Raw genomic sequence first — 25,679 nt, 5'->3', positions numbered from 1 at the left:
CCTCGCTTTTGAGAGGGATGCTTAATGCTTATTTAAAGCAGCCCCTCCGTGGCTTTCCTCTCCCGAAGGGGGTAGGGAGCGAAGTAAGACATCAGGGATAAAACTACTCACATTCACTTACCATAATTTATTTAGAAGGCAAAAAAAGAGGCCGCCCCCAGAGGGAGCGGCTTCTATCATTCACTTTTCGTATTTCTTAAAATTTAATTTTTGCGCTGTTTTGCACAGCCATTGGCTCTTCGTCTTTGGCGGTGATTTTCACGTTTTTAACCGTCCAATCCTTGGCGTAGTTGAGGCCGCCGGCGGTTTCGGCGGTCATGGTTACGTTGTCGAGGGTCATGTTTTCGAGCAGCGAGTTGGGCTGGCCCTCGGCCGAGATGGCGATTTTGGCGTTTTGCACCCGCACGTTGCTGATAACCACGTCGCGGAAGTGCGGGATGCCCTTTTCAGCGGGTTCTACTTTCGTCAGCATAGCCTTCCAGTGGGCGGGTAGGGTTGCCTCGGTGTACCCCTCGGGCAGGGTGGAGTAGCTGTAGGCAGGGTTCCAGTTCATGGTGAGCAGGATGGCCGTGCCTACCCCATCCATCTCGATGTTATCGACCTTAATATCTTCCACAGTGCCGCCACGGGTGAGAGCCGACTTGATGCGGATACCAATCTTGGTGCCCTTGGCCTTCAGGTTGCGGGCGATGACGTGGCGGATGCCGCCCGACGTTTCGGAGCCGCAGGTGAAGAGGCCGTCGCCGGCGCCGGCCACGCAGTTTTGGATGAGGATGTACTCGGCGGGGCGGTTCACGCGCAGGCCGTCGGCGTCGCGGCCCGATTTCAGGCAGAAGTTGTCGTCGTTGCAGTCGATATCGGAGTTTTGCACCAGCACGTAGGAGCTGGAGTCGATGTCGATGCCGTCGGTGCTGGGGCCGTGGCCGCCGAGGTTGTTGCGGACGGTGATGCCATCGACCGTCACGTTCTTAGAGTACAGCACGTGCACCGTCCAGAAGCCCGAGCGCTGCAGCGTAACGCCCTTGATGGTCACGTTGCTAGAGTTGGCCATCACGAGGAGGCGCGGGCGCTGGGCGTCGTAGTCCACTATCCAGCGTAGGCCCTTGGCATCGTAGTCTTTGCGCATGGCCCAGTACTTGTCCCAGAACACTTTACCCTGGCCATCCACAGTGCCTTCGCCCACAATGGCCACGTTGTCCTGGTCGTTGATGTTAAGCAGCGCGGCGGGCCATTTCATCTCGATGCCCGCCACCCGGGTTTGGATTTCGGGGTAGTCTTTCAGGTCTTGGCTGCCGAGCAGCGTCACGCCTTTGTCGAGGCGCAGGGTTACGCCCTTTTTCAGGAACAGCGAGCCGGTGAGGTATTGGCCGGGCGCCAGCGTCACGGTGCCGCCCTTCTTAGCCGCGGCGTCGATGGCTTTTTGCAACGCCTGGGTGTTCAGGGTTTTGCCATCGCCCACGGCGCCGTACTTGGCGGCGGTAAATACCGTTTTGGCGGCGGGCGTAGTCTTGGCCCCTACCTCCTTCACCCAAGCCGGGTCGGCATCGGCGGGCGCCGACGGGTGCACGAAGGCACTGAGCGCCAGGAATAAGAGCGGTAGTACGCGGGTGGGAACAAGTTTCATAGAGTGGAAAGCGGGCCGCGCCGGGTAGCAGCGGCTAAGTGCTTCAAAGGTGCGGCGGGGGTAAGCCGCTTACCTACCCGCACTCACCTGCTAGCGTGGTTTGTAGCGCAGATTCTGCGAATTCGCGCGGTTGAACGGCCCTTGTGCGGCCCCGCAGCATCCGCGCTACTTACTCATTGCTTCAGCACTTTCACGGTGGTTTCGGCCCCGCTGGCGGCGCGCACTCGCAGCAAGTACAGGCCAGGCTTTAGGCCGTGGCCCGCGTTACAATCGTTCTGGCCTTCGCCTTGCTCCACCAGCTGCCCGGTGGGGCCAAAGGCTTGGTACGAGAACGCGCCCGCCACCCGAATATGGATGGTACTGGTAGTAGGATTGGGGTACACGGCGATGCCCCCCGCCTCGGGCCGGGCGGCCTGCACGCCGAGTACATTGTTGGTGCTGTCGGCTAGCACGATGCGGGGGGTAGGCGCCGGGGCCATGTCGTTGCCCAAGAAAAAGCTGGGGTGCGGCGGCTGGTTGTAGGCCGAATTTTGCTGCGCCACCGCCAGCCGATACTGCGCATCGTGCATGAGCGTGTAGATGCGCTCGGTGGTGGGCGCGGTGGTCGAGTACAGCAGCAGGCTTTGGTTGTCGCGGGCGCGGAGCAGGATTTCCTCACGCCAATCGCCTAGCAGGTCGGCCGTTAGGCAGGGGTTAGCTTTGGTGCCGTTGTTGGTTTGGGCATCGCCGTCGGCGGCCAGGCTGGGGGTAAGCAGGCGGGTAAGGGTACTGGTGGCGGGCACCCACTTTTCGAGCCGCACGGTGCTCACGTTAGTAGTGGCATTGTAGGCGGCGTCGAGCAGCTCGCGCGACAAGTCGCCGTCCCACCACACGGCAAAGTTGACGGTGGGCTTGGCGGTGCTAATCTGGGTGCCGGTGCAGGTATAGAGACCGCCCACAGAGCCCCACATTTCGTAGCCGCGGTGGGCGGGGTCCACGTCGGCGGCCAGGGCGCGGCCCACGTCGGCCCCGCCGCCGGGCACGCCCCACAGCGGCTGGCCGGTGAGGGCATCGCGGCATTCGAGGCCGTAGTTGCCATAGCGGGCGGGTTCTTCGTGGCACTGCCACACCTCCTGGCCGGGGCGGTCGGGGTCCATGTCGCTCATGTGCAGGGCATCGCCGTGGCCCAAACCGTTGGCGTAGAGGCCCGTCCCGTTGTCGTTCACGGCGCTGGCGCCGTTTACCACTTCATCTTTGCCGTCGCCATCCACGTCGCCCACCGTCAGCTGGTGGTTGCCCATCGAGGCGTAGGCGCCATTGCCGGTGGCGTCGCTATCAAACGTCCAGCGGCGGGTGAGCTGGCCGTTGCGCCAGTCCCAGGCCACGCGCACCAGGCGGGTGTAGTAGCCGCGGCCCATTATTAGGCTGGGCCGCACCCCGTCGAGGTAAGCCACGGTCGAGATAAAGCGGTCGACGCGGTTGCCGTAGTTGTCGCCCCAGTCCGTGACGGCGCCGCGGGCGGGCAGGTAGTCAGTGGTGGCCATCGCCGCGCCGGTGCGGCCGTTGAAGACGGTCAAAAACTCGGGCCCGGTGAGGATGTAACCCGCCGTATTGCGGTAGTCGGCCGCGGCGCTGCCAATCACCACGCCCTTGCCATCCACGGTGCCATCGGCGGTTTTGCAGGCCACTTCCGCTTTGCCATCGCTGTCGAGGTCGTACACCATAAACTGCGTGTAGTGCGCCCCAGCTCGAATATTGCGGCCCAAATCAATGCGCCACAGGCGAGTGCCGTTCAGCTTATACGCGTCGAGGTACACGTTGCCGGTGTAGCCGCTCTGCGAGTTGTCTTTGGAATTAGACGGGTCCCATTTCAGAATAATCTCGTACTGGCCATCGCCGTCGAGGTCGCCCACGCTGCAATCGTTGGCCGAGTAGGTGTAGGCCACGCCATCGGGCGTGGTGCCGCCAGCCGGCTGCTGAATCGGGATGCTCAGGTACTTCTGCCCCCACACGCTAGCAGCCGGCGAGGCGGCTTGCTCCACGCCGTTCAGCACGGGCCGCACGGTGTAGCGCTCGTCAGCGGCCGCGTTGTCGGTGAGGTTGGTGGCGCCGGTGAGGGGGGTAGGATTGAGCTTAGTCGTGCCTCGATACACATTGAAAGCCAAGCCGCTCGGGTCGGTGCCAAACAGGCGCCAGCTCACAAACACGGCACTGGCGCTGGTGCGGATAGCCACCACGCCGCGGTCTAGTTTTTCCATCCGCCGCTGGGCCTGGGCCGTGCTGGTGGTAAGCAACCAGGCGAGCAGCAGGGCCAAGTAGCGGGCAGGCGAAGATACCGGCGGCAGCGCATGGCGGCGCGGCAACCTGGCGGTTGGGGCGGGGTAGAGGGTCGGCCTCATAGCGATAGGGGTAGGGTGGGAAAAGGAAAACTATAGGGCACAAACCAAATCTAGCTGCCTTTGCTAACTGTCCTGCGCTGTGCTGTTTTGCTCGTTCTCAATCTCCTACGCCGCCGAGCCCAGCGCAAGCGCCGGGCTCGGCACCCCCTGCCCTACCCCCCGGCACTTAGTCGAGGTGAAACACGCGCGCCAGCGGCACCACCACCGGCGAGTGGTCGGGGTTGGTTTCCATCAGGTCGGCCATGTAGGCCCACCAGCGCTGCATAATGGCCGTGCCCGGCAGCTCGGCGGTGGTGTGGCCCGGCAAGCGCTTTTGCACCGCAAACAGGGTGCCGCGGGCTGCATCGAGGTAGATGGAGTAATCGCGGATGCCCGCCGCGTGCAGGGCCGCCGCTAGCTCGGGCCAGATTTCGTCGTGGCGGCGCTGGTACTCGGCGGCCACGCCGGGCTTTAGCTGCATGGTGAAGGCAATTTCTTCCATTTTGCTGGTTGATTTTCTCTCCTGTTATTGCGAGCCCCACGAAGCAATAACAGGAGAGATAAGGACAAAAAACTAAAAAGTTACTGCGGCAGCGGGCCGCCCAGCGCCGTGGGCGTGAGCGTAACGGGCCCGAGCAGCCCCGACGCCACCGGCGACCATTGCGCGGCGGTGAAAAGGCCATCGGCGCCGCGGTTTTCCTTGAGCTTGGCGGCCATGTTCACGTTGTAGAACAGCTTCCATTCTTGGTGCTGGCGGTCCATGTCGGCCACGCGGTTGGCCATGCCATTGCTCACGCTGATGGCGAGCGTATTCGAAGCTTTCAGCTGGTTTTTAGGTAAATACACTTGGTAGGCAGGCCCGATAAGGGTGCCCAGTTCCTGGCCATTGAGCTGCACGCGGGCACTCTGCCCTACCCTCCCCAAATCGAGCAGGTAGCCATCGGCCGAGCCGGTGGGCATGGCAAACGTGGTGCTATAAGTAGCGGTGCCCGCGAACTTTTGCCCGGCTTCGCCCGCCAGCTTAGTCCACGAATCGAGCTGCGCGACTTGCAGCGGCGCCGGCAACGTAGGGCCGCCCGACACGAAGCGCACGGCCCAAGGGCCCGCCACGGGCTGCGGCGCGCCGGCCGAACGCTGGTAGGCGTAGGCGGCGCTCGCCGGCGCGGCCGCCTCCTTGGTATCGATGAGGCACGAGGCACCGGGGGCCAGCTGCACGTACACTTCGGCCCTACCCCCCGCCGACTGGCGCAGGGCCGCCTGGCCGAGCTGCTCGCTCATGGGGTCGTAGAGCGCGGCCGATTTGGCGGCCGTGGCTAGCGGCACCCAGGCAGTCACCGCCTTGTCGCTCCAGTTGGCCAAGAAGTAGGTGTGGCCGCCCGCCGTGCGGCGGCGCTCGCATTGCAAACCATTATCTACCAGCGTTTCGCGCTGCACGCCCGCCTGCGTAAGCAATTGCTGCACATCATCACCCAGCAAAAAAGCGCCCTTGCCCACGGTAGCGCGCTGGCCGCCCGCTACTGGTTTAAACTGCAACTGCGCCACCAGCTTTTTGAAGGCTGCCTGGCGGCTGGCCAAGTTGCCAAGGCCGGGCACATCGGTGGGCAAGGCGCCCTGCACCACGATGGTGGCACCGGCCTGGGCCAGCTGCACCAGGTGCTGCCAGGTGGGTAGGGGCATGGTGCGCGCCGCTGGCACTAGCACCGTGCGGTACTGCGCGCCGCCGCTGGTGCGCAGGCCGCTGCCGCTGGCCTGCACCTGCTGCACTTGCTTGTCGGAAATAAAATCGTAGCCGTAGCCCTGCTTGAGCAGCAGTTCGCTGGTGGCTTCGATGGGCAAGCCCTTGAAGCCGTGCTCAATACCATCGAAGTGCTGCAAGAGCGCCTTGTTGCCCGGCCGCTGGTAGGCGTCGTACTGTGGCAGGTAGAGCAGCACATCGTTGGCGGGCTGGCCGGCTTGCATAAAGCTCTGGCAGTGCGCCGCGTAGCGGTTCAACTGGCCGAAATCTTGCCAAAACGGGTTTTGCGGATTGAACTCGACGGCGGCGTAAAACAGCCAGCCGGGCCAAGCCGCCGCCTGCGGCGAATAGGCCGTGCCGTGGTAAAAAATGTGGTTTACGCCGCCGAGCAGCATGCGGTCCACGGCCTTTTTTACGTCGCTCAGGGTCGAGAGAAAGTGGTCGTTTTCCCACGTGGCCGTTTCGGCCGAGGTCAGGGGCTTACCCGTGACGTGTGCCGCCGACGATGCAAACTTGATGCGCGTCAGGTTTTCGCCTTCCGTCTCGGGGATGTCGGTGGCGGCATACAAGTCCAGGATGTTGGCCGGCGAACCGTGGGCCTGGTTACGGATTTTTACGCCGTAGCCGTGGGCCCAGGTAGCCCAGGCCTGGGTGTAGTTTTCGAGCAGCAGCTCGGAGATGGTTTCGCGGTAATCGGTGAGCACGCGCGCGTTTTCGTCGGCGCTGGCCTTGGCAAAAAGACCCGGCAAATGCTGCCGCAAATCGTAGCCCCGCCGCCGCTGAAACTCGCTGAACATCAGCGGTGTCCAATTGGCTTCGCCTTGGGCATCATCCACTTCGTAGGAGTCATTAAAAAACGCCCGCACCCCCTTCACATCCCGCCCCTTGAATGCTTGGTCGAAGCGCTGCAAATAGTGCTCGGTGGCCGTTTTGGAGAGGTGGTCAATTACGTCGCCTTCGCCGCCGGGGCCGGCGCGCTCCACCTGCTTGCCGTGCCAGCCCTGGAAGATGGCGTAGAGCGTCCAGGTGCCGGCCGGGGCCGTCCAGTTGAGTTTGCCGTTGGCATCTACCTTGCTCGTCAGGTCGATAGCCGCGCCGGTAGCGGGGTAGGCCATCAGGGCCTGCAAGGGCAGCGGCTTCTCGAAGCGCACCTGCTCGAGGGCCAGCGCCTGCATGTTCTTGTTGGTCGCCACGGGGTCGGCCAGCTCCTTAATATCGACGCGGTGGCCAATGGCGGTAGCAATCGGCTTTTGGGTAAAGCTCACTTTATCCGCCAGTTGCGCGCCGCCTTTTACCGTGTAGGTCTGGTAGGTTACGTACTTGCAGGCGTCGGCGGGCGTCACCCACGGCCCCCCAAAGGGCCAGCCCGAAGCCTGCGCCACGTCTACCCCCAGGTTCAGGCGCTTGCCTTCGGTGAGGGTATGCGTGAGCATGTCCATCCACTTCGGCGACAAGAAATCAATGAACTGGCTTTCAGCACCCTTTACCCCGTAGATGGCCGTTATTTCCATACCGCCTAGGCCCGCCTGCTGGTACTGCGTCATCAGGTGCGTGAGGTCCTGCGGGTTTACGGCGCTGCCTTCCCACCACCAGCGCGTCCAGGGCCGGTTTTGCTGGGAGATGGCGGGCCAGGCGGGCGCCTGCGCTCGGGCCGCCAGGGGGGGTAGGGCAGCGCTAAGGAGAAGGGAGAGAGCGAGTTGTTTTTTCATAAATTTTTAAATTTGCTCGTCATGCTGAGCGAAGGGAAGCATTTCTATTGCGTTGTTTGCCTCGTTGACCGGGGCGGCTGCAGCGACCAAGCTGCTTCGCTTCTCAGCATGACGTTCTGGTAGTTGCGCCATGCGCTAGTACGCTGTTTTACCTTAACTTATACACTTCGCTGCCGGCCAGCAGGAAGCAGCCCAGGCCGTAGTCCTGGAAGTCGGGCTTGCTGGTGTAGCTCACTGGCTGGCCGTCTTTGGGCTCTTTGCCGGTGCCCTGCACGTAGCCCAGGAAGCCATCGGGATGCACGCACTCGGTGGCCATGGCGTTCCAGGCTTTAGCGATAATGGGCTGGTATTTGGCCTTGTCGAGCAAGCCCTGGCGCACGCCCCAAGCCATGCCGTAGGTGAATAATGCCGTGCCGCTCAGCTCCTTACCGCCAAAGTGGGTAGGGTCGTGTAGGCTCACGTTCCAGTAGCCGTCGGGGCGCTGGAGGCGGGGTAGGGCGCGCATCATGGCCAGGTACGTTTGCTCGTATTCGGCGCGGTGGGGAGCGTCTTTGGGCAAGATGTCGAGCACGCGCACCAGCGCCGCCACCACCCAGCCGTTGCCGCGGCTCCAGTAGCAGTCCTGGCCGTTGGGCTCCTGGTAGGGCGGCACAAAGTCCTTGTCGCGCCACCACAGGCTGTCCTGCGCATTGTAGAGGCCGTGGCCGCCGTGCTGCGTTTTCGAGAAGGTGTACATGCGGTACATTTTCTCGGTGTAGGCGGTGTCTTTGGTCATTACGCCGAGCTTGGCGTACACGGGCATCGCCATTTGCAGCGCATCAATCCACCACCAATCGTCGATTTTGGGGCTGTGCACGGTGTTGTCGATGGCGGCTTTTAGCTCGCGAATGCGCTCGGGCTGTGGGTCGATTTGGTACAAATCGAGGTAGGTCTGGCCGGCACACTGGTCGTCGGCGTTGCGGCCGGTGGCGCCGTTGCGCAGGCCCCACTGGTGCTGCTGGCCCCAGTCTACAGCGTAGTCGTAGTAGGCCTTGCGCTTGTCGAGGCCGTAGAGCGCCATCAGGCCCTCGTAATACACGCCGCGCGTCCAGATGTGGCTGGGGCGCGCCTTATTGGTCACGATTTCCTTGCCCGGGTCGGGCCATTGCTTCATGAAGTAGGCGTTGGCCAGCGTCATTTTTTTAAGCACCTGCTTGGGCTTGGGCAATTGCTGGGCCTCGGCAGAAGGAACACTTAGGAGCAGCCCTACCCCCATGGCTAGCCAGCAGGCCAATTTTTTACTCGTTGGTATCATCATTAGTTAAGAAGCTGCTTTGGCTATTTCGACCGCGTACACTTGCTCTTTGCCCTCAAAATTGGCCCGGAAAATCACCCACTTGCCATCGGGCGAGAAGTGCACATTAGGCTCCAGCTTGTAGCCGTGGTGAGCCATGCTTACTAAGCGTTCGGCCCGAAACTGGTCGCCAGCGGGCCGGAACAAGTAAATCCACTCGCCGTCCGGGGCCTTGGCCACCTGGCCGGGGTCGCCGCCATCGCCGGCAAAGAGCGTCTGGTCGGGCGAGATGTTGTAGTGAATCGACCACTCGTTGCGCTGCAACTGGTAGCGCTTTTCGGGGCCGCCCGCCACGGGCGCGCCAGCCAGGTAAAACGTGACGCTGCGCGGCTGCTGCAAGTCAAACCAAATCGTTTGGCCATCGGGGCTGAAAAACTCGTGGCCCGCGATTTCGCCGTCTACCGTGCGCTGGTGCATCAGCTTGGTAGCGTGCGTTTTAATACTGATGTGCCAGATGCGGTCCACCTTGCCCCAGGGCCCTTCGTGGCAATACATGAGCAAGTCGGGGTCAGTGGGCGAGAATTGCACGTGCCCCAGCCAGGTATTCTCTTGGTAAATTTCCTCGCGCTTGCCCGTCTTGGTATTGATGGTGAACAAGATGTGCTGCACCTTGGCATCGTAAATGCGGTTGAAGAAGTCGCTTTTGGCCGGGTATTTCTTCAAAATATCGCGTGCCTCGGCCCCGCCCAACGAGCCGGCCAGCAGCGTTCCATCGGCGTTCAGGGTCGAGATACTGCCCGGGAAATCAGCCGGAAACGTGTAGATTTTGCGCGTTTTGTGGGTATCGGCATTGGTGGCATATACCACGCTGCCCGCCTGGTAATACACATCGTGGCGACGAGCATCCACAATTTCGCCGCTCACTTTTTTGTAGTACTCGCTGAGGGGCGTCACGCGCCGGGTAGCCAGGTTCAGCAGGCGCAGCTGCTGGCCCTGCTCGTCGGTGTGGTAAATCACCATTTCATCGCCGCTAGCGATTTTCAGAAATGGGTTGTTATGGAAGTAAAAGCTGGCATTGCCTCCATCGAGAGGGGTAAGGCGCCGAACCTGGTGGCCAGTGGCTTGGTCAATCCAATCGGGGGCGGGCATGGGCTTTTGGCCGCCGGTTTCGAGGCGGGCCTGCGCTTGCGCGCGCGGCCCGGCTAGTAGCGCCGCGGCGCCCAAAAGCGCGGCAGCCAGGTAGGTTTTCATACGAGCAACGGGATGGGTGGGAATAGAAAAAGCCGCCGCTACTGCGGGGCTGGAAGGGCAGGCTGGGGTTGCTTCACCGCCACGTAGCGCGCCACATCGCGCAGGGCGACCACGTGATAACGGTGCTCGTGCAGGTAGCGCAGGTATTCTTCAAACAAGGCGGGCGGGGTAGTAACCCAGTCGTGGGCGTAGTCGGGCACCCCGTGAATGGTGAGCACCACGATGCGCCCATCCTTGGCCAAGGCCAGCGCATCGAGGATTTGCTGGCGGTTGGTGGCTAGGGTGGTGAAGCTGGGAATGAGCAGGGGGTTGTCGGTGGCGGGGTCGTAGGGGCGGTCGCCGCCGGCGCGGGCCAAGCGGTAGCCTTTGCCCGCCAGCACGGGCAGCGCGCGGGGTGCGGTGTCGTAGCCGGGGTAGGCAAACGTGACGGGCCGCGGGATACGCTGGGCCCGGCACCGGCTTTCTACCGAATCTAGTTCGGCCGCTAGCTCGCTCTCACTCAATTTATTTACGTGGCGGTGCGTGAGCGTGTGGCTGCCCACCTCGAAGCCCAGCCGGTGCAGCTCCCCAATTTGCGCCCAGCTCATGTACTTGCTTTTATCAGCAAAAGGCGGCTCGCGAAATTCGCACACGAAAAACGTGGCGCCGAAGCCGTACTTCTTCAGCAGCGGGGCCACGTAGGTGGCGTGGCTTAGGGCGGCATCGTCGAAGGTGAGCACCACCAGGCGGTCGGGCACGGGCCGGGGCCGCGCCGCAGCTCGCCCCGGCCCAGCAGCCCAGCTCAGCAGAAGCAACAGAAATCCGAGTACGTTCATGGCGCGGCCCTACCCCCCGCTAGTGGCAGTAGGCCCGCAAGAACCAGTGGCATTCAAGCCAAACCTTCCTGTACTCTTCGGTAAGCGCACGGCTTGGGTGCCAGTGGGGCGCCGCCGTGCGCCTACTGGCGGCCTAGCGCACAGCAGCACATAATCCTATTATAGGCGTTATCTTGGTGCCGTTTTTTGACCCTATCCTTTATTTATGCAAAAACAATTACTTCTGGCAATTATGCTAAGCCTTGGTATTGGCTCGGCGGCAGCCCAAAATTCTGCCCCGGATGCGCGCCTGCCTGCACTGCAATCTACGCAGCCGCTACCGGCCCAATATCCCCCCAGCGCTCTAAAGTCCGATTTTTCAACCGCGCTAACTCGTGCCGACACGGCTCGCGCTATCCATGAACTGTTCCGTAGCCGGCGCGGCGGGGGTACCGGTTGGCTGGCCTTCGGCACGGCTGGCATCCTGGCTTCTACGTTGCCGGCGCAGCAAACCACCAGCGCGGGTGTCTGGACGCCCGGCGTAGTAGCCGGCTCTGCCTTTATGCTGCTAGGCATAAAAAAGCGCATTCAGTTTCGGCCGGGCCGCGAGCGGCAAGTACTGCGCGAGCTGGCGGCCACCGGGCACCTGCCCGCCAACGTAGCCCGGCGCCTGCACGGCAATTTCGCGCCTATTCACGCCACCGTATCGGCTGAGAACCCCCTACTGGCCTACGGCAGCGTCCCTACTACCTCGGCTGCCAACCCCGCCGCCCCTACCCCGGCGCAACTGCTGGCCGATGCCCGCCAAGATACCCTGGACGCCGTGCAGGGATTTTTCAATGCGAAGCGTTTTGGTGGGCAGCTACCCCTCATTTTGGCCTTGCCCGGTTTGCGCCTGATGACGGGCGCCAGCAATACCAACACTTCCCCCTCGCCCTATATACAAACGCAGAACAGCGAGCCTGGAGCGGGCCAGGTAGCCGCTGGCCTAGCCCTAATGGCGGGCGGGGTAGTCTACATGTTTCTGCATAACGCGCCTTATACCGATGCCAAATTCGAAATCCTGCGCAATGGGTATTTGGCTGGCCAGCCTTTATCGCCCGCTATTCGCCGCCAACTCAAGCCTAAGCATCTGGCACAGGGCCGCGCCTACCGCGAGCGCCTGGAACGCAAAGCAGCCAGACGCGCCAAGCGGTAAGCTAGCATTGGGACAGGATAGGGCGGGGCGAGGCATGAGAAAGCTACTTCGTTGCTGCTCGCATTGAATGAAACTGCTTGTCTTTACAAGAACATCGGAAAGCCCCGCCAGCAAGTTGCTGGCGGGGCTTTTGTTTTTTGCTACGCCCCAGCGCATTTAGATGCTTACCACTTGACTTATATTGGGTTACAATTGCAACAGTTTCCGCTGAACGGTCGTCAACTTAGGTTTTCCTCTTTCATTACTACCTTTTATGGAAGCTACCCTCCTTCAAATCCGCGACCAGCAGCGGCAAACCTGGGACACGTTTTCGCCCGGCTGGAAAAAATGGGATACCTGGGCCATGAACTTCATGCGGCCAATGGGCAACGCCATCATCGAGTCGCTGCACATTCAGCCGGCAGCGGAAGTGCTGGATGTGGCTACCGGCACCGGCGAGCCCGGCCTCACCATTGCGCGCTTGGCCACGCAGGGCCACGTAGTAGGCCTCGACCTCTCGGAAGGCATGCTGGCTACGGCCAGGGAAAATGCGGCCCAGCAAGGCATCACAAATTACCAGGCGGTGGCAGGCGATGTCTGCGAGTTGCCCTTCGCCGACCAGCGCTTCGACGCCATTAGTTGCCGTATGGGCTTCATGTTTTTCCCCGATATGCAGCTGGCAGCGCAGGAGATGTACCGCGTGCTGAAGCCCGGGGGCCGGCTCGCCACCAGCGTGTGGGCTAGCCCACCCCAAAACCCCTGGATAAGCACCATGATGGGCACTATCGCCTCGCAAATGGCCCTACCCACCCCGGCGCCGCTGGCCCCCGGCATGTTTCGCTGCGCCCAACCTGGCCTGCTAGCCGGGCTGCTGCGAAATGCAGGCTTCCAGCACGTAGAGGAAAAAACTGTAACGGGCCTGCTCACCTTCGCTACCCCAGAAGAATACTGGCAGAATATGCTGGAAGTCGCCGCGCCCGTAGTAGCCATCCTGAGCAAGGCTGATGAGGCCACCCGCGCTGCTATCAAAGCGGCCTTGTTTGCAGCATTGGAGCAGCAGGTGGTGGATGGGAAAATTCAGCTGCCTTTTGCCTCTCTGGTGCTTTCGGCGGTGAAAAGCTAATCCGAAAGCTTCGTAACCCATAGCCTTGGTAGCTCTTCAGGAAGACTGGGGCTATCCCCTCAGGCCTGCTTGGTCGCTAGTCGGTAGTGGAGGCACAGCCGCCACAGCAAGGTTATGCATAAGTTATAGTGCGCTAAAACCACGTCCGTTTTGGGTATTCGGAGAAGTACGCTCAAGCCCCGCCCTCCGCTTTGCCGCTGCGTGGCCATAGGGACGCGCACGCCCCTATGGCTAGCCACGAGTTATGGGTGGCTGGGTACGCACCAAGAGGATTCTATTGCATTTTTTTTACTTTAAATAGTTTTCCACCTACATTCGCTCACCATAACCTCATCCGTTAACCCAACACACCTTCACGCTTTTACCCCAAACTAGCGATGTGCTCCGCTACTCACCTTTTGGTTGCCCTTCTGCTGGGCTTTTTTTGCACCCGCGCCCTGGCGCAAGCTCCCAACCGACCTGCCCCCCAGCACAAGGTCAGTGAGGTGCTTATTAATGGCGGGCCTACCCCCCAATTAAAAACTACCCCTAAGCCAAACGCCTCCCAGAAAAAGCCGGAAACTACCCTCTACCTAGGACGGGGTTCCGACTATAAAACCAGCAAGACTGCTGAGTATTTGGAAGACGGCCAACGGCGCGATATTCTTACTACTCCCGGCCCTGATTATCAAGTAGAGGAGGAGGCGCTCATCCAGACGGGCAGCAAAATTGCTAACTATAATTTTCCGCGCAATACACTGGTAATTCGATTTACAAAAAGAATGTATTTAAGGAATTCAACCTGCTTTGCTTACGACCTTATCAATCGCAAACAGGACCGGCAATTCAATACGGATGAGGTGACGTATATCACGCATCTGGGCGACAACTTATTCTTCGTCGGCTACGGCTGCTCCGGAGTTGGCAATAACGCCTTTACCACCGCCAAAATCTACGACCGAGGCACGAGTGAATTTGTTGCTACTATCACTGAAGTAACGCATTCGGGTCCTTATGAGGGCTTTATTACACCCGATGAGTTCACCAAAAATATTTGCTTCAACACTGGCAAATACACTACGGGCTACACCAATAGCAATGGTGGCCTTACCACGTGGTCAGCCCAACAACACAAAGGAATGGATGACTTGGCAGGCGGGGCAGATAAATGGAAAGCCTACTTTATAGTAAGAGATTGGAATTCTGCCCAGCACCTCTACTATATAGATACCAAAGACAAGGTCAAAAAGCAACTTCTTGACGCAGAGACTTACAGAAAAATCCATTATGATAAGTATTAAATCGCGCTTGGCCGTAAGGGCAACCGGGCACGCTGCACGGAGCTTAAATAAGTCGTCTAAGCAGCACACCTAGTGGCAATAGCCTACAAAAAAGCCCCGCTAGCAGCTCGCTAGCGGGGCTTTTTTCAAAAGCACTTACTTATACCGTTGGCAGTTCCACGTTCTCAAACCGCACGCCGCCGTCCTCCAGCACCGCTTCTACCACGGCGTCCTTGCTCACTTTGCCGGAGAGTATCTCCTTGCTTAGCTCGTTCAGAATCACGCGCTGCAATACGCGCTTGAGCGGACGGGCGCCGAACTGCGGGTCGAAGCCCTGCTCGCCGAGGTAGTCGAGCACCTCGTCGGTGGCTTCGAGGCTGATGCCGGCCTCGTGCAGGCGTTGCTGAATTTGCTTGAACTGGATGTCCACAATCTTGCGGATTTCCTTGCGCTTGAGCGGTTGGAACATCACGATTTCGTCGATGCGGTTCAGAAACTCGGGGCGCATGTGCTGCTTGAGGCGCTCCACCACCTCGTCGCGGGTGCGGTCGACTACTTCCTCGTGGTTGTACTCGTTTAACTCCTTGAAATTACGCTGAATGATGTCGGCCCCCGTGTTCGAGGTCATGATGATGATGGTGTTCTTGAAGTTCGCCACCCGGCCTTTGTTGTCGGTGAGGCGGCCATCATCAAGCACTTGCAGCAAGATGTTGAACACATCGGGGTGCGCCTTCTCGATTTCGTCGAGCAGGATTACCGAGTACGGCTTGCGGCGCACGGCCTCCGTAAGCTGGCCGCCTTCGTCGTAACCCACGTAGCCGGGAGGCGCGCCGATGAGGCGCGAGGTGGCGTGGCGCTCCTGGTACTCGCTCATGTCGATGCGCACCATGGCGTTCTCGTCGTTGAACAGGTACTCGGCCAAGGCCTTAGCTAGCTCGGTTTTCCCTACCCCCGTCGTACCGAGAAAGATGAACGAGCCGATGGGGCGCTTGGGGTCTTGCAGGCCAGCGCGCGAGCGGCGCACGGCGTCCGAGATGGCAGCGATGGCTTCGCTCTGGCCGGCTACGCGCTTGCCTAGCTCGGCTTCGAGGTTGAGCAACTTGTCGCGGTCCGATTGCAGCATTTTGCTGACCGGAATGCCGGTCCACTTGGCTACTACTTCGGCGATGTCTTCGCTGGTCACGACTTCTTGCAGCATGCCGCCGCCGTCTTTGTTGGCGTTGGCTTCGTCCTGCAAGGCCTTAAGCTTCTGCTCGGCCTCCTGGATTTTGCCGTAGCGCAGCTCGGCTACGCGGCCGTAGTCGCCTTGGCGCTCGGCCTGCTCGGCTTCGGTTTTGAAGCGCTCGATGTTCTCCTTCTCGGTTTGGATGCCGGTAAGGACAGATTTTTCGCCTTCCCACTTCGCTTTCAGCTCGTCGCGCTGGGTACCCAGCTCGGCTAGCTCCTTGCTCAGCACGGCCTCGCGGTCGTGGTTTTCTTCGCGCCGAATGGCCTCGCGCTCAATCTCTAGCTGCATAATGCGGCGCTGGATTTCGTCTAGCTCCACGGGCATGGAGTTCAGCTCGATGCGCAGCTTGGCGGCGGCTTCGTCCATGAGGTCGATGGCCTTGTCGGGCAGGAAGCGGTCGGTGATGTAGCGGCTGCTCAGCTCCACGGCCGCAATCACGGCGTCGTCGGTGATGCGCACGCCGTGGTGCAGCTCGTACTTCTCCTTGATGCCGCGCAGGATGCTGATGGCGTCGGGCACGCTGGGCTCATCGACCATTACGGCCTGGAAGCGGCGCTCCAGGGCCTTGTCTTTCTCGATGTATTTCTGGTATTCCTTGAGCGTGGTGGCGCCGATAGCGTGGAGCTCGCCGCGCGCCAGGGCGGGCTTGAGCAGGTTGGCGGCGTCCATGGCACCCTCGCCGCCAGCGCCAGCCCCAATCAGGGTATGAATCTCGTCGATGAACAATATAATTTGCCCCTCCGAATCGGTTACTTCCTTGATAACGGCTTTGAGGCGCTCCTCAAATTCGCCTTTGTACTTGGCTCCCGCAATGAGCAAGCCCAAGTCGAGGCTCATGAGGGTTCGGTCGCGCAAGTTTTCGGGTACGTCGCCGGCCACGATGCGCTGGGCCAGGCCCTCGGCGATGGCGGTTTTCCCTACCCCCGGTTCGCCGAGCAAGACGGGGTTGTTCTTGGTGCGGCGCGACAAAATCTGGAGTACGCGGCGGATTTCTTCGTCGCGCCCGATTACGGGGTCCATCTTGCCGGTGCGCACGCGCTCGTTCAAGTTGATGGCGTAGCGGTTGAGGCTCTGGTACTGCTCCTCGGCGGTTTGGCTGGTCACCTTGCGGCCCCCGCGCAGCTCCTGGATGGCGGCTTTCAGGTCTTTCTCGCTGAAGCCGTTGTCTTTGAGCAGGCTAGCCACGCTGTCTTTGCCGCCCAAGATGCCCAGCAGCAGGTGCTCGACGGACACGAACTCGTCGCCCATGTCCTTCATCTGGGTGTTGGCGCGCTGCACGGCGTTGGCCGCTTCGTTGGCCAGGTAGGGCGAGCCGCCGCTCACCTTGGGGTAGGCGAGTACGATGGCATCGAGCCGCTGGCCAAGGTTGGCCGTGTTGGCGCCCAGTTTCTTACCTAGGAAGGCAAGGGTGTTCTCGTCATTCTGTAATAAAGCCTTCAGCAGGTGGCCCGTTTCGATGGCCTGCTGCTGGTTGGCTCCGGCAATCTCGGTGGCCTTCTGCACGGCCTCCTGTGCCTTGATGGTGAAGTTTTTAAAGTCCATTGTTTTGCTTAGTTCTCAGTAGGTGCTTCGGATTAGGAAGATTGTACGAGGGTACTAGCAAACGAGGTGCAGAAGTGGAGAATCGGACTTTTTGACTGAAAATGCTAGAATCCTACCGTATGACTTACGACAAAATTACAGATTGGCTAAGCAAGAAATTTACGGGCTATAGGTCAGTCAATGAGTTATACAATTCGTCAATTTGATTGATAGTGAAGCTTCTGTTCATATAACCATCAGGAGCGTATTTATAATTGATGTATACGACAGGATTACTTGGCTTGCTATCATAATAGCTAAAAGCTGCATAGCATACTTCTGAACAATAAGGGTCTCGTCTTTGAACCTCTACTGCTTTACTTAAGTAGGGGGCATAATCTTTCCACTTGCCTTCTACTTCATCCGAAGGAACAGCGTCTTCTTGAACAGGGGATACTTTATATAAATAGGGCAGAGCTTCAGAGAATATATCTGCAATGGGAATAGCTTGCAAATCGTATGATTGAAGCTTTTTTGTCATTTGGTAATACTTAATATTACGCCCTTGCAGTTCTTCCATTAATCTTTCTTTGTGCTCTTCGCTCATTCGCAAGCCAAAGAATATTGCTTTAACAGCCCGATAATCATAAGTTTACTTACCGAAGTTATCAGTAATCAATCTTACTTCTTCTTCATAATTCCAACTTAAAGATTTGGTACCAATCATTGCTTGAATGAACGAAAGGCCTTTGTCTTTTTTGCTAGTTAAGCTCAACATCTGGTCTAACCCAATGCTACCAGGAGAATCTGAGTAACCAATATCAATCGTATAATGACTTGCGAAAGAATGTTGCTGTTTTTTTATAATATCTAAATCATATTCTATGCAGAATCCCCTGTGCGAATCAGCATAATGAGCCCACAAAAGCTGATGGTCATAGTTTTTAGACAGAGAGAAAATGCCTAATTTATTTATGAGATTGGTAAACTCATCTACTGACTTCAACACACGTTCAAACTCATTTGCAATTTCTTCAATGCGAACGTTAAAGAGCTTACTAATACTACTCAGCTCAGTAGCTAGGCTATTGCTAAATGTTGCTTCGCAAGGGTCATTTAGACTATCAACATTCGCTGCCCAGAAGTAATCTTGTTTGAGAGACGCAAGGTCACGGTCAAACGCGCCACCTCTGTACTTGTAGACTAGCATTCTAAATGAGTTAAGCAGTTATCAATATTTGAGCTACTTTGCCTGCTGCCCTTCTTCGTATTCCTGCACCCAATCTTCCAACACGATACCAACCATATCGGAGAAATGACGGGTGTTATGCGTAACCAGCGTTAAGCCGTGCGCTACCGCTACGCTGCCAATCAGCATGTCGAACTCGCCTTGTAAGCGACCAATTCGTTTTAGGTGGGCCTTCTGCTGGGCGTAGGTTTCCAGTGAATCGGAGATAGGTAAAATCCGTTCATCAAATAGCCGCCGGAACTGCGTGAGGCGCTGCCGATTCGCTAATTGGTGCGTGGGGGAGCTATTAGCTACACCGTATAGCAGCTCGGCCACCGTCAACTCGCTTAGAAAGCAAGTAGCGAGGCCGGCACGCTTCAACCGGACAGCTAGGTCAAACTTGCCATTGATGATATGAACGCAGATGTTCGTATCGAGTAGGTAAGCCGTCATAGGTTCACCTCGCGGGGAGCATCGCGCCGGGCACCGTAAATCTGGCTCAGCAGGTCTTCTTCACCTTCCTCCTGCTGCCAAGAACCAAATACCTGGTCGAGTAGCGCATGTTGCTCTTGTTCTGACAAAGGTTCTTTGCTACTAAGTGGGTCGGTAGCACGCGCCTGCGCATCCATTTTCAGAAAACGAATGGTCATTTCTGGCAAGCTTTGCAACTGCCGCATGACGGAAGCAGCCTGCTCATCCGGAAACTCTAATTCAAGGGCGACTCTCATACAGCTAATATACGTAGGTTGCCTACTCGCCCGTGCGCTTCGTACCATTGCCCATATGAAACCGAATACCCTTGCCGCCTTTTACGACGCGCTTGCCCCGGGTCCTGCGTCCGCAGGTGGCGTGTTGCCCCCGCCGGATATGGGGCAAGGCGTGGGGCATTTTAACGTGTTCTCCTTGGCGGACCTCCGCGGGACGCCCCCGATGACGTTTAGCCGGCGCGACTACTACAAAATCACGCTCTGCCGCGGGCTCAGCCAGGTGGAGTGTGCCGACCAAGCCCCGCACGTCGGCGCCAATACCTTGTTTCTGGTGACGCCGCGCGTGCCCTACCGGTGGCTGCCGCTTACCGAAGATTTTGGGGGCTATAGCTGCCTCTTCGACGATGCCTTTCTGCTGCCCGCCCGCACCGGGGTGGTGCTGGCGGACCTGCCGATTTTTCAGCCCGGCGCCTACCCGGTGTGGGAAGTGGCCGAGGCCGACTGCGCGGCGGTCGAAGCTATTTTCCAGAAGATGGCGCACGAGCTCGGGTCGGGCTACGCCTACAAGCACGACTTGCTGCGCACCTACCTCTGGGAGCTGATTCACCTGGTGCAGAAGCTGCAGCCGGCCCCTACCCCCCTGGCTACGCACAGCGCCGCCGAGCGCGTAGCCACCCAATTCACGGAGCTGCTGGAGCGGCAGTTTCCGCGCCCCAGCCCGCAGCCGCCGCTGCGCCTGCGCACCGCCACCGACTACGCCGACCAATTGGCGGTGCACGTCAACCACCTCAACCGCGTGCTGAAGGAGACGACGGGCCACACCACCACCGCCCTCCTCAGCCGCCGCTTGGCGCAGGAAGCCAATCTCTTGCTAAAGCAAACCACCTGGAGCATTTCGGAAATTGCCGATAGCCTGGGCTTTGCCGATGTGGCCCACTTCTGCACCTTTTTCAAGCGCCACGCCGGGCAGACGCCGGGGGATTTTCGGCGGCTGGCGATGTTTGGGGTTTAAGAAATCTGTTTCTGAATTAGCAAACCGGTCGTCATGCAGCGCGCAGCGAAGCATCTCGCGTGGTACAGTAATCACGGCGTGCGCAACGATGCGAGCGAGATGCTTCGCTGCGCGCTGCATGACGACCGGTTTTTATCGTTTCCTGATTCAGGAACTGCGCTAACTTGTTTGAAATCTAAAACAGATGGGTTGATTGGCGAAGCTTACCGCCCGGCTGCCGCCCGGACCTTTGGGGCACACTTACTCACCTCCCTACCCTAGGGGAGGCCAAACCCATAGGCAACATGGCAAACAAGAAAATTGCGCTGGTCACTGGCGGCAACAAAGGCATTGGCTTCGAAATAGTGCGGGGGCTGCTGCATGCTGGCTGCCGAGTGTACTTAGGGGCTCGCGAGGCGGCTAAGGGCCAGCAAGCCGCAGCGGAGCTGGCAGCCGGAGGCGAAGTTCGATTTCTCGCAGTGGACCTGGCCAACCAAGCGACGCTCGACGCGGCGGCGGCGCACCTGCAACGTGAGGAAGGTCGCCTCGACATTCTGGTGAACAATGCGGGCATTAATGTGCCCGGCGACGGCGTGCCCAGCCAAGCCGATGTGCGCAGTGTAGCGCAAGTGCTTCAAACCAATTTCGTGGGCACGCTGGCCGTTACTCAAACGTTTTTGCCGCTGGTGAAACAGGCTGCGGCAGGGCGCATTGTCAACGTGTCGAGTCCGCTAGGCTCGCTCACTATCGTTGGGCAGAATGACTGGGCCCTGTTAGGATATTCGGCCTCGAAGGCCGCGCTGAACATGCTCACCGTGCAGCTCGCCTACGAACTGCGGGAGACGGCCATCAAGGTAAACTCGGCCGCGCCCGGCTACACGGCCACCGACCTAAACGGCTTTGCGGGCACGGACACCCCGGCGCAGGGCGCGGCGGAGGCCATTCGGCTAGCGTTATTACCCCCTGATGGACCTACGGGCACAATGTCTTCTGCCGACGGTCTATTGCCTTGGTAAGGGCTGGCCGATAAGCGGTAGTTACTTACTCGCGGCGGCGGTTTCTATTAAGATGTGTGGGCAGTAAAAGGCCGTCCTGCTGAGCTGGTCGAAGCAGCTCTGCCGCTTCTTTCGGGCAGCGTTCGGTAGAGATGCTTCGACCAGCTCAGCAGGACGGCCTTTTTTTGTCTAAAAAAGCATTTGTGGCTAAGTGCCTATGCCCCCTAGGTAGCCTGGCACTTGGCAACGTCCCTCTACCAAATAAGCCCTAGCGAACGAGTTCCGACACTTAACCGAACTTGTTCGCTAGGGCTTATTTGGTAGAGGGCTAGCGATTGGCTAGCCAACGTAGGGGTAGGGCGCGGGCCTTACAGCTTGACGCCTTGCGCCTCCAGTTGCTTTTCCGACGCGGCCTGGTTAGCCATGAATTGGGCGTGCTGCTCGGGGGTGCGGGTAGTGCCCATGCTAGCCAAGTGCTGCCGTACCTCGTCGGCCGACAAATCGGTGCAATACAGCGGCGTGCCGGGCTGCTGGCGCCACGACTCGTGCAGGCTGCCGCCATCGATGGCATCATAGCCTAGCTCCTCAACCAGGGCCATCGCCTTTTGCTTAGCAGCGGCATCGTCGCCGGCCACGGTTAGAGCGATGCGGCCGGGCGTGCCAGCGGGCTTTCCAGGGGAGGCGAGCTGGGCGGCGAAGATGTTGTTAAATACTTTCAGCACTGGGCGGCCCAAGTGCTGCTCCACCCACTCGCTTTCGGTCAAGTCGCCGCTTTCCAGTTCAGGGATTTGGCCATCGCGCAGCAGGGGGTAGTAGTTGCTGGTGTCGATTACCGGCACGTCGGCGGACACGCCTTCAAACACGTCCTTGGGCAGTTCAGGAATGCTTTTCAGCGGGATGGTTACCACAATAATATCGCCGTGGCGGGCGGCCTCCTGGGCCGTAACGGGGGTAGCGCCGGTTTTTTGGGCCAGGTCCGTTAGCGTCTCGGGGCCGCGGGAGTTGGCGATATAGACCGAGTGGCCGAGGCTGGTGAGCCGCCCGGCCAGGGCGCTGCCGATATGGCCAGCCCCAATGATTCCAATGTTCATAAACAGGTAGATAAGCAAGTGTTTTGTAAGCAGCTTTTCTGCAAAAGCGGCCCGTGCTAAGACTACCCGCTAGGTCGGATTGTTTTGTTCGTGCTTCCCAAACTGGTGCGAGCTTACAGCTTACACCCCTCCCAACGGCAGATGCTACCCTCCCCTAGCACTTAGCTAAAACCATATTTCATAGTGCTTTACACTTCCTTAACTGTTGTTTTTGCCAGGTCCATCAAGCAGAAAACCAGTGGTGCGTTGATGCGACCAAGTAGCCTCTTTTGCGAGCTTGGCTCTGCTGCTAGACAAGCGATTGCGCCCAACGAAGACATGATTCGGACGCATGCCAACCAGGGCGGTTTTCCCGTAGATTCGGTTAATGAGGTAATGACAATGATTGACCTCACTACCCCAGAATAAGCAGCATACAAAAGAATAAAGCTGGCTAGCCGCACCCCTTCGCTAGCCACGCTTAAACAAAAGCAGGAGCACCTTATGCGGATGCTCCTGCTTTTGAAAATGCGCTTGGCACTAAGCTATTTCAAGTGGCAGTTTTTAGTTGCTGCCGGAGCCTGGCTTCATTTTACCCATTTTCCGCATTTCCTTGCGTTCCTGGTGGGTCATGCCGGGCACTTTCACATCGTGGCGAGCGGCGCGGGGGCTGCCAGCATCGCGCGTAGTAGACGTGCCCAGAGGTTGGCTACCCGGCACGGTAGCGGGCGTTACAACGGCACCAGACGGAGCTACGGTGCCGGCTGGCGCTACCGCTCCAGAGGGCAATACGGTTTGGGCTAGGGTAGCACTAGTGCTACAAGCAAAAGTGCCGGCCAAAAGCAGGAGGAATTTCATAAGTAAAGTTGATGGGGACCAAGTATCTACGCACCGCCCAACCGCTTTGTTGATGGCAGCAATTAGGTGGGGGTAGGACTTGCACTTCCGCCGACGCGAAGTGGCAAGCTACGGCAAAGCAGCTATTTCGCCGGTTTCGTCTGCTGCTCTAAGTATCCCCGGCGGCCCAAGCTGCTACTTGCGATACCCAACCTATCCGCAAAGCACCGGGTGTTCTTTGCAATCGTACCAAATGCCACACCGGCCGGGCAATAGGCGACAGCCATCGCTTACCGGTCAAAACCGTTTGGGCGCTGCTATACTTTTGCTACCCCCACCCTGCCAAGCCGGGTGCTTGAGGCCGAAAGGCGGGGGTAGGCGGCTTGCGCGCTCATTATCGCACAGTGCACTTTTTCCTGGTAGAGTGTGCACCAGCGGTGCATAAATACTTGGTGCTCAGAGCTACACTTTACCACTAGCTCCGCAGTGACGAGGCCGGCGGCAGGTAATAGAACCTTGGCTTGGGTGGTCAGCAGGAGTTGCGCCAATCGAGCAATTTTGTACGTTCCTACGCCTGGTGCTAAGCAAGTCGGCGGCTCACATTCGAGCCAGTGCGGCCGGCCAGGCGAAACAGCCAACCCGCAGTGGCCCACAGCGCGGCGAAAAGCGCATTCGCTCCTATCACGTTCGGGAGGCCCACCGGGGCCTCGGCGGTAGCAGCCGAGGGCGTCCAGAGAAATAGCGCAATGGCCGTGACTACTACATAAGTAAGCGCCGCCGCGAACATGGCGCGGGACATACCAAGAGGCCGTAAGCGAGCGGCAAGGGCGCCGATAATAGCAACGGCCAGCACCCCGCCGTAGAGTAGGTTGGCGGGGTTGTGCTCGCTCCCCACGAGGCCCACGGCCAGATTAGCCCAGACGAGCAGGAGCCCGGCCGCCACTGCCACGCCGACGGCCACCCGATACATGGTGCCGTTGCCCTTCTGCGCGATTACTAAATACGTGAGGCCCGTGCCGAATAGCAGGCTACCAGCGGCTACAAAATCTACCCAATTCCACTTTACCTCTTGGGTGAATTGCATTGCCACCAAGGGAATGAGCAATAGGAACGCTGTACCGAGCGCCAGGCGAATAATACTTTTAGCTAAGGGCATGACAGTAGGGATTTTAGGAAAAAAACGCGTACAAACAGGCAGTTTCAGCTAGAAGACATTGAGGCTATACCTTAGGGCAAACCACCGGCGCCGAAAGCCTAACCATAGAACTGGCTACTAGTGGCAGCTTCTACTCAGGGCTGGTATTTTGTGAGCAGTACAAATAAAGCAAAAGAACTTTGCAATTCAAAGTTATTGCCTCATTGGATTTGCATTTCCGCTCAATCTTTATTCAAAACAGTTAGTAATGACCTAGCCGGCTAGGCATTTAGCAGAAAGTAGTTGTATTGCCGGCCCCCTCCAAAACGCAAACAGGAGCACCCAGATTGGGTGCTCCTGTCTATAGAATGGGCACGGTACTAAAACTCTTCGAACTTCCTGCTGAGCTGGTCGAAGCATTTCTACCGCTTCACCCAACGGTGCGGTAGAAATGCTTCGACCAGCTCAGCAGGAAGTTCGGAAAACCTTAATTTATACCTCAGTATAATGGTCTGAGCGGGTAGCTAGCCGGCTTAGTTGGTTTTGGGCATGCCGCCAGTTACTTCCAATAGGCTACCGGTCGAGAAGCTACCGTCTTGCGAGGCGAAATAGACGTAGGCTGGGGCGAGTTCTTCGGGCTGGCCGGGGCGGCCGAGTATGGTTTCGTCACCAAACTTTGCCAAGTCTTCCTTCAGCATAGTGCCCGGGATGAGCGGCGTCCAGATGGGGCCGGGCAGTACGGCATTTACTCGAATTTTTTTCTCGCCCAGGTAGGCGGCCAGGCTTTTCGTAAAAATGTGGATAGCGCCTTTGGTAGCGGCGTAGTCTACCTGGTGCGGGTTGCCAACAATACCCGCGATGCTACCCGTGTTGATGATGGAATCGCCTTCCTTCATGAAAGGGATAGCCGCCTGGGCCATAAAGATGTAGCCCTTGATATTGGTGTCGAAGGTGCGGTGGATACTCTCCTCCGGAATGGTCTCAAAGTGGTCGTATCCCTGCTGGAACGCCGCATTGTTGACCAGGATATTAAAGCCTCCCAACTCGGTATGGGTGCGGCGAACAGCCTCGCGGCACTCGCTGGCCGAGCGCACATCGGCCTGAATGGCCAAAAACTTGCGGCCCTGGGCCTCCACAGCCTTGCCCACTACAGCAGCGTCTTCGGCATTCGACTGGTAAAGCACGGCTACATCGGCGCCTTCCATGGCAAAGGCCAGCGCTACCGCCCGCCCAATCCCGGAGTCGCCACCCGTGATGAGGGCTACTTTGCCGGTGAGCTTGCCGGCGGGCTTATAGCTCGACATATCCCAGTCGGGCTTTTCCTGCATATCCTCCTCGCTAGTGGGGTAGGACATCGGTTTGGGGCTGATTTCGCTGTTGGTAGGGCGTGGTTCGTTTTGTTCAGTAGCCATTCTTTCTTCGGTAGGTTAGTTAAAGAAGGAATACGGCGCAAAAACCTGGAAAGCCAGCAAAAGCCGAAATATTGTTAGCCCCCTGCGGGAGTAGCCCCCGCGCACTTTGCTAACAAAATTACTTCTCCATCATACTTAGTTGATTGACCAGCAATAGCATAGCTGATTAATCATTGTAGAAAGTAGGGAAGTTTTGATGAATATTATTTCCTTAGCCACCGCCGCTGCTACGCTGGCGCGGCTGATGATTTAG

The 25,679-nt window shown here is 58.7% G+C and carries 21 protein-coding genes; 5 read left to right on the top strand and 16 right to left on the bottom strand.

Annotated elements, in window-relative coordinates:
- Positions 1-196 precede the first annotated feature (196 nt).
- The 7 genes from GO988_RS20255 to GO988_RS20225 form a co-directional block, all read right to left on the bottom strand.
- The gene (locus tag GO988_RS20255) at positions 197-1,624 is read right to left on the bottom strand and encodes a glycoside hydrolase family 28 protein (protein WP_157569028.1); all 1,428 of its coding nucleotides are present in this window, start codon (positions 1,622-1,624) and stop codon (positions 197-199) included.
- Positions 1,625-1,797: 173 nt separating this feature from the next.
- Positions 1,798-4,002 carry a rhamnogalacturonan lyase family protein gene (locus GO988_RS20250; protein ID WP_157569026.1) on the bottom strand — a complete coding sequence of 735 codons (2,205 nt, stop codon included), beginning with the start codon at positions 4,000-4,002 and terminating at the stop codon, positions 1,798-1,800.
- 166 nt (positions 4,003-4,168) lie between these two features.
- A complete protein-coding gene (gene rhaM, locus GO988_RS20245) occupies positions 4,169-4,483 on the bottom strand; it encodes an L-rhamnose mutarotase (protein WP_157569024.1) in 315 nt (104 codons plus the stop codon).
- 80 nt (positions 4,484-4,563) lie between these two features.
- The gene (locus GO988_RS20240) at positions 4,564-7,425 is read right to left on the bottom strand and encodes a glycosyl hydrolase (protein ID WP_157569022.1); all 2,862 of its coding nucleotides are present in this window, start codon (positions 7,423-7,425) and stop codon (positions 4,564-4,566) included.
- Positions 7,426-7,573: 148 nt separating this feature from the next.
- Complete coding sequence (locus GO988_RS20235) at positions 7,574-8,680, bottom strand: glycoside hydrolase family 88/105 protein (protein WP_157569214.1); 1,107 nt, start codon at positions 8,678-8,680, stop codon at positions 7,574-7,576.
- A gap of 45 nt (positions 8,681-8,725) precedes the next feature.
- Positions 8,726-9,949 (bottom strand): oligogalacturonate lyase family protein, encoded by a 1,224-nt coding sequence (locus GO988_RS20230; protein ID WP_157569020.1) that lies wholly within the window; start codon positions 9,947-9,949, stop codon positions 8,726-8,728.
- Between the two features lie 38 nt (positions 9,950-9,987).
- On the bottom strand, positions 9,988-10,764 hold the full coding sequence (locus GO988_RS20225) for a polysaccharide deacetylase family protein (RefSeq protein ID WP_157569018.1): 777 nt from the start codon (positions 10,762-10,764) through the stop codon (positions 9,988-9,990).
- A gap of 205 nt (positions 10,765-10,969) precedes the next feature.
- Between GO988_RS20225 and GO988_RS20220 the strand changes: the two genes are divergently transcribed.
- The 3 genes from GO988_RS20220 (at position 10,970) to GO988_RS20210 (ending at position 14,323) form a co-directional block, all read left to right on the top strand.
- Positions 10,970-11,941, top strand: a complete 972-nt coding sequence (locus GO988_RS20220; RefSeq protein WP_157569016.1) for a hypothetical protein — start codon at positions 10,970-10,972, stop codon at positions 11,939-11,941.
- 253 nt (positions 11,942-12,194) lie between these two features.
- Positions 12,195-13,043, top strand: coding sequence for a class I SAM-dependent methyltransferase (locus tag GO988_RS20215; protein ID WP_157569014.1), 849 nt, complete (start codon positions 12,195-12,197; stop codon positions 13,041-13,043).
- Between the two features lie 398 nt (positions 13,044-13,441).
- Positions 13,442-14,323: a hypothetical protein gene (locus tag GO988_RS20210; RefSeq protein WP_157569012.1), complete on the top strand. Its 882-nt coding sequence runs from the start codon at positions 13,442-13,444 to the stop codon at positions 14,321-14,323.
- 139 nt (positions 14,324-14,462) lie between these two features.
- On the opposite strand, the gene clpB is transcribed toward GO988_RS20210, so the two are convergent.
- The 5 genes from clpB to GO988_RS20185 all read right to left on the bottom strand — a co-directional run bounded on the left by clpB (position 14,463) and on the right by GO988_RS20185 (position 19,007).
- Positions 14,463-17,072, bottom strand: coding sequence for an ATP-dependent chaperone ClpB (gene clpB / locus GO988_RS20205; RefSeq protein ID WP_157569010.1), 2,610 nt, complete (start codon positions 17,070-17,072; stop codon positions 14,463-14,465).
- Positions 17,073-17,238: 166 nt separating this feature from the next.
- Entirely contained in the window at positions 17,239-17,658 is a 420-nt protein-coding gene (locus GO988_RS20200; RefSeq protein WP_157569008.1) for a hypothetical protein, read from the bottom strand.
- A 45-nt stretch (positions 17,659-17,703) separates the two neighbouring features.
- Positions 17,704-18,261 (bottom strand): DUF2971 domain-containing protein, encoded by a 558-nt coding sequence (locus tag GO988_RS20195; protein WP_157569006.1) that lies wholly within the window; start codon positions 18,259-18,261, stop codon positions 17,704-17,706.
- 33 nt (positions 18,262-18,294) lie between these two features.
- Positions 18,295-18,732 carry a PIN domain-containing protein gene (locus GO988_RS20190; protein WP_157569004.1) on the bottom strand — a complete coding sequence of 146 codons (438 nt, stop codon included), beginning with the start codon at positions 18,730-18,732 and terminating at the stop codon, positions 18,295-18,297.
- The gene (locus GO988_RS20185; RefSeq protein WP_157569002.1) at positions 18,729-19,007 is read right to left on the bottom strand and encodes a hypothetical protein; all 279 of its coding nucleotides are present in this window, start codon (positions 19,005-19,007) and stop codon (positions 18,729-18,731) included. The genes GO988_RS20190 and GO988_RS20185 overlap by 4 nt, the downstream gene beginning before the upstream one ends.
- A gap of 55 nt (positions 19,008-19,062) precedes the next feature.
- Between GO988_RS20185 and GO988_RS20180 the strand changes: the two genes are divergently transcribed.
- On the top strand, positions 19,063-19,998 hold the full coding sequence (locus GO988_RS20180) for a helix-turn-helix domain-containing protein (RefSeq protein WP_157569000.1): 936 nt from the start codon (positions 19,063-19,065) through the stop codon (positions 19,996-19,998).
- Between the two features lie 284 nt (positions 19,999-20,282).
- The gene (locus GO988_RS20175) at positions 20,283-20,993 is read left to right on the top strand and encodes an SDR family NAD(P)-dependent oxidoreductase (protein ID WP_157568998.1); all 711 of its coding nucleotides are present in this window, start codon (positions 20,283-20,285) and stop codon (positions 20,991-20,993) included.
- Between the two features lie 347 nt (positions 20,994-21,340).
- Here GO988_RS20175 and GO988_RS20170 read toward each other — a convergent pair whose 3' ends face one another.
- The 4 genes from GO988_RS20170 to GO988_RS20155 all read right to left on the bottom strand — a co-directional run bounded on the left by GO988_RS20170 (position 21,341) and on the right by GO988_RS20155 (position 25,426).
- Positions 21,341-22,063, bottom strand: a complete 723-nt coding sequence (locus GO988_RS20170; RefSeq protein WP_157568997.1) for an NADPH-dependent F420 reductase — start codon at positions 22,061-22,063, stop codon at positions 21,341-21,343.
- A 543-nt stretch (positions 22,064-22,606) separates the two neighbouring features.
- Positions 22,607-22,900 carry a hypothetical protein gene (locus GO988_RS20165; RefSeq protein ID WP_157568995.1) on the bottom strand — a complete coding sequence of 98 codons (294 nt, stop codon included), beginning with the start codon at positions 22,898-22,900 and terminating at the stop codon, positions 22,607-22,609.
- A 559-nt stretch (positions 22,901-23,459) separates the two neighbouring features.
- Positions 23,460-24,035 carry a hypothetical protein gene (locus tag GO988_RS20160; RefSeq protein WP_157568993.1) on the bottom strand — a complete coding sequence of 192 codons (576 nt, stop codon included), beginning with the start codon at positions 24,033-24,035 and terminating at the stop codon, positions 23,460-23,462.
- Positions 24,036-24,547: 512 nt separating this feature from the next.
- Positions 24,548-25,426 (bottom strand): SDR family oxidoreductase, encoded by an 879-nt coding sequence (locus GO988_RS20155; RefSeq protein ID WP_157568991.1) that lies wholly within the window; start codon positions 25,424-25,426, stop codon positions 24,548-24,550.
- Positions 25,427-25,679 lie beyond the last annotated feature (253 nt).

It is taken from the genome of Hymenobacter ginkgonis (assembly GCF_009755225.1).
GTDB classification, from domain to species: Bacteria; Bacteroidota; Bacteroidia; order Cytophagales; family Hymenobacteraceae; genus Hymenobacter; species Hymenobacter ginkgonis.
Note: the sequence above shows the minus strand (reverse complement) of the source record. Positions and strands in the feature narration are given on the sequence as shown.

What these genes read in the sequence shown, in the direction of transcription:
- GO988_RS20250 (WP_157569026.1), bottom strand. Translation starts at nt 4,002, where the DNA reads ATGAGGCCGACCCTCTACCCCGCCCCAACCGCCAGGTTGCCGCGCCGC.
- GO988_RS20220 (WP_157569016.1), top strand. Translation starts at nt 10,970, where the DNA reads ATGCAAAAACAATTACTTCTGGCAATTATGCTAAGCCTTGGTATTGGC.
- GO988_RS20230 (WP_157569020.1), bottom strand. Translation starts at nt 9,949, where the DNA reads ATGAAAACCTACCTGGCTGCCGCGCTTTTGGGCGCCGCGGCGCTACTA.
- GO988_RS20185 (WP_157569002.1), bottom strand. Translation starts at nt 19,007, where the DNA reads ATGAGAGTCGCCCTTGAATTAGAGTTTCCGGATGAGCAGGCTGCTTCC.
- GO988_RS20215 (WP_157569014.1), top strand. Translation starts at nt 12,195, where the DNA reads ATGGAAGCTACCCTCCTTCAAATCCGCGACCAGCAGCGGCAAACCTGG.
- GO988_RS20200 (WP_157569008.1), bottom strand. Translation starts at nt 17,658, where the DNA reads ATGAGCGAAGAGCACAAAGAAAGATTAATGGAAGAACTGCAAGGGCGT.
- GO988_RS20240 (WP_157569022.1), bottom strand. Translation starts at nt 7,425, where the DNA reads ATGAAAAAACAACTCGCTCTCTCCCTTCTCCTTAGCGCTGCCCTACCC.
- GO988_RS20190 (WP_157569004.1), bottom strand. Translation starts at nt 18,732, where the DNA reads ATGACGGCTTACCTACTCGATACGAACATCTGCGTTCATATCATCAAT.
- GO988_RS20255 (WP_157569028.1), bottom strand. Translation starts at nt 1,624, where the DNA reads ATGAAACTTGTTCCCACCCGCGTACTACCGCTCTTATTCCTGGCGCTC.
- clpB (WP_157569010.1), bottom strand. Translation starts at nt 17,072, where the DNA reads ATGGACTTTAAAAACTTCACCATCAAGGCACAGGAGGCCGTGCAGAAG.
- GO988_RS20160 (WP_157568993.1), bottom strand. Translation starts at nt 24,035, where the DNA reads ATGCCCTTAGCTAAAAGTATTATTCGCCTGGCGCTCGGTACAGCGTTC.
- rhaM (WP_157569024.1), bottom strand. Translation starts at nt 4,483, where the DNA reads ATGGAAGAAATTGCCTTCACCATGCAGCTAAAGCCCGGCGTGGCCGCC.
- GO988_RS20155 (WP_157568991.1), bottom strand. Translation starts at nt 25,426, where the DNA reads ATGGCTACTGAACAAAACGAACCACGCCCTACCAACAGCGAAATCAGC.
- GO988_RS20235 (WP_157569214.1), bottom strand. Translation starts at nt 8,680, where the DNA reads ATGGGGGTAGGGCTGCTCCTAAGTGTTCCTTCTGCCGAGGCCCAGCAA.
- GO988_RS20195 (WP_157569006.1), bottom strand. Translation starts at nt 18,261, where the DNA reads ATGCTAGTCTACAAGTACAGAGGTGGCGCGTTTGACCGTGACCTTGCG.
- GO988_RS20165 (WP_157568995.1), bottom strand. Translation starts at nt 22,900, where the DNA reads ATGAAATTCCTCCTGCTTTTGGCCGGCACTTTTGCTTGTAGCACTAGT.
- GO988_RS20175 (WP_157568998.1), top strand. Translation starts at nt 20,283, where the DNA reads ATGGCAAACAAGAAAATTGCGCTGGTCACTGGCGGCAACAAAGGCATT.
- GO988_RS20180 (WP_157569000.1), top strand. Translation starts at nt 19,063, where the DNA reads ATGAAACCGAATACCCTTGCCGCCTTTTACGACGCGCTTGCCCCGGGT.
- GO988_RS20225 (WP_157569018.1), bottom strand. Translation starts at nt 10,764, where the DNA reads ATGAACGTACTCGGATTTCTGTTGCTTCTGCTGAGCTGGGCTGCTGGG.
- GO988_RS20170 (WP_157568997.1), bottom strand. Translation starts at nt 22,063, where the DNA reads ATGAACATTGGAATCATTGGGGCTGGCCATATCGGCAGCGCCCTGGCC.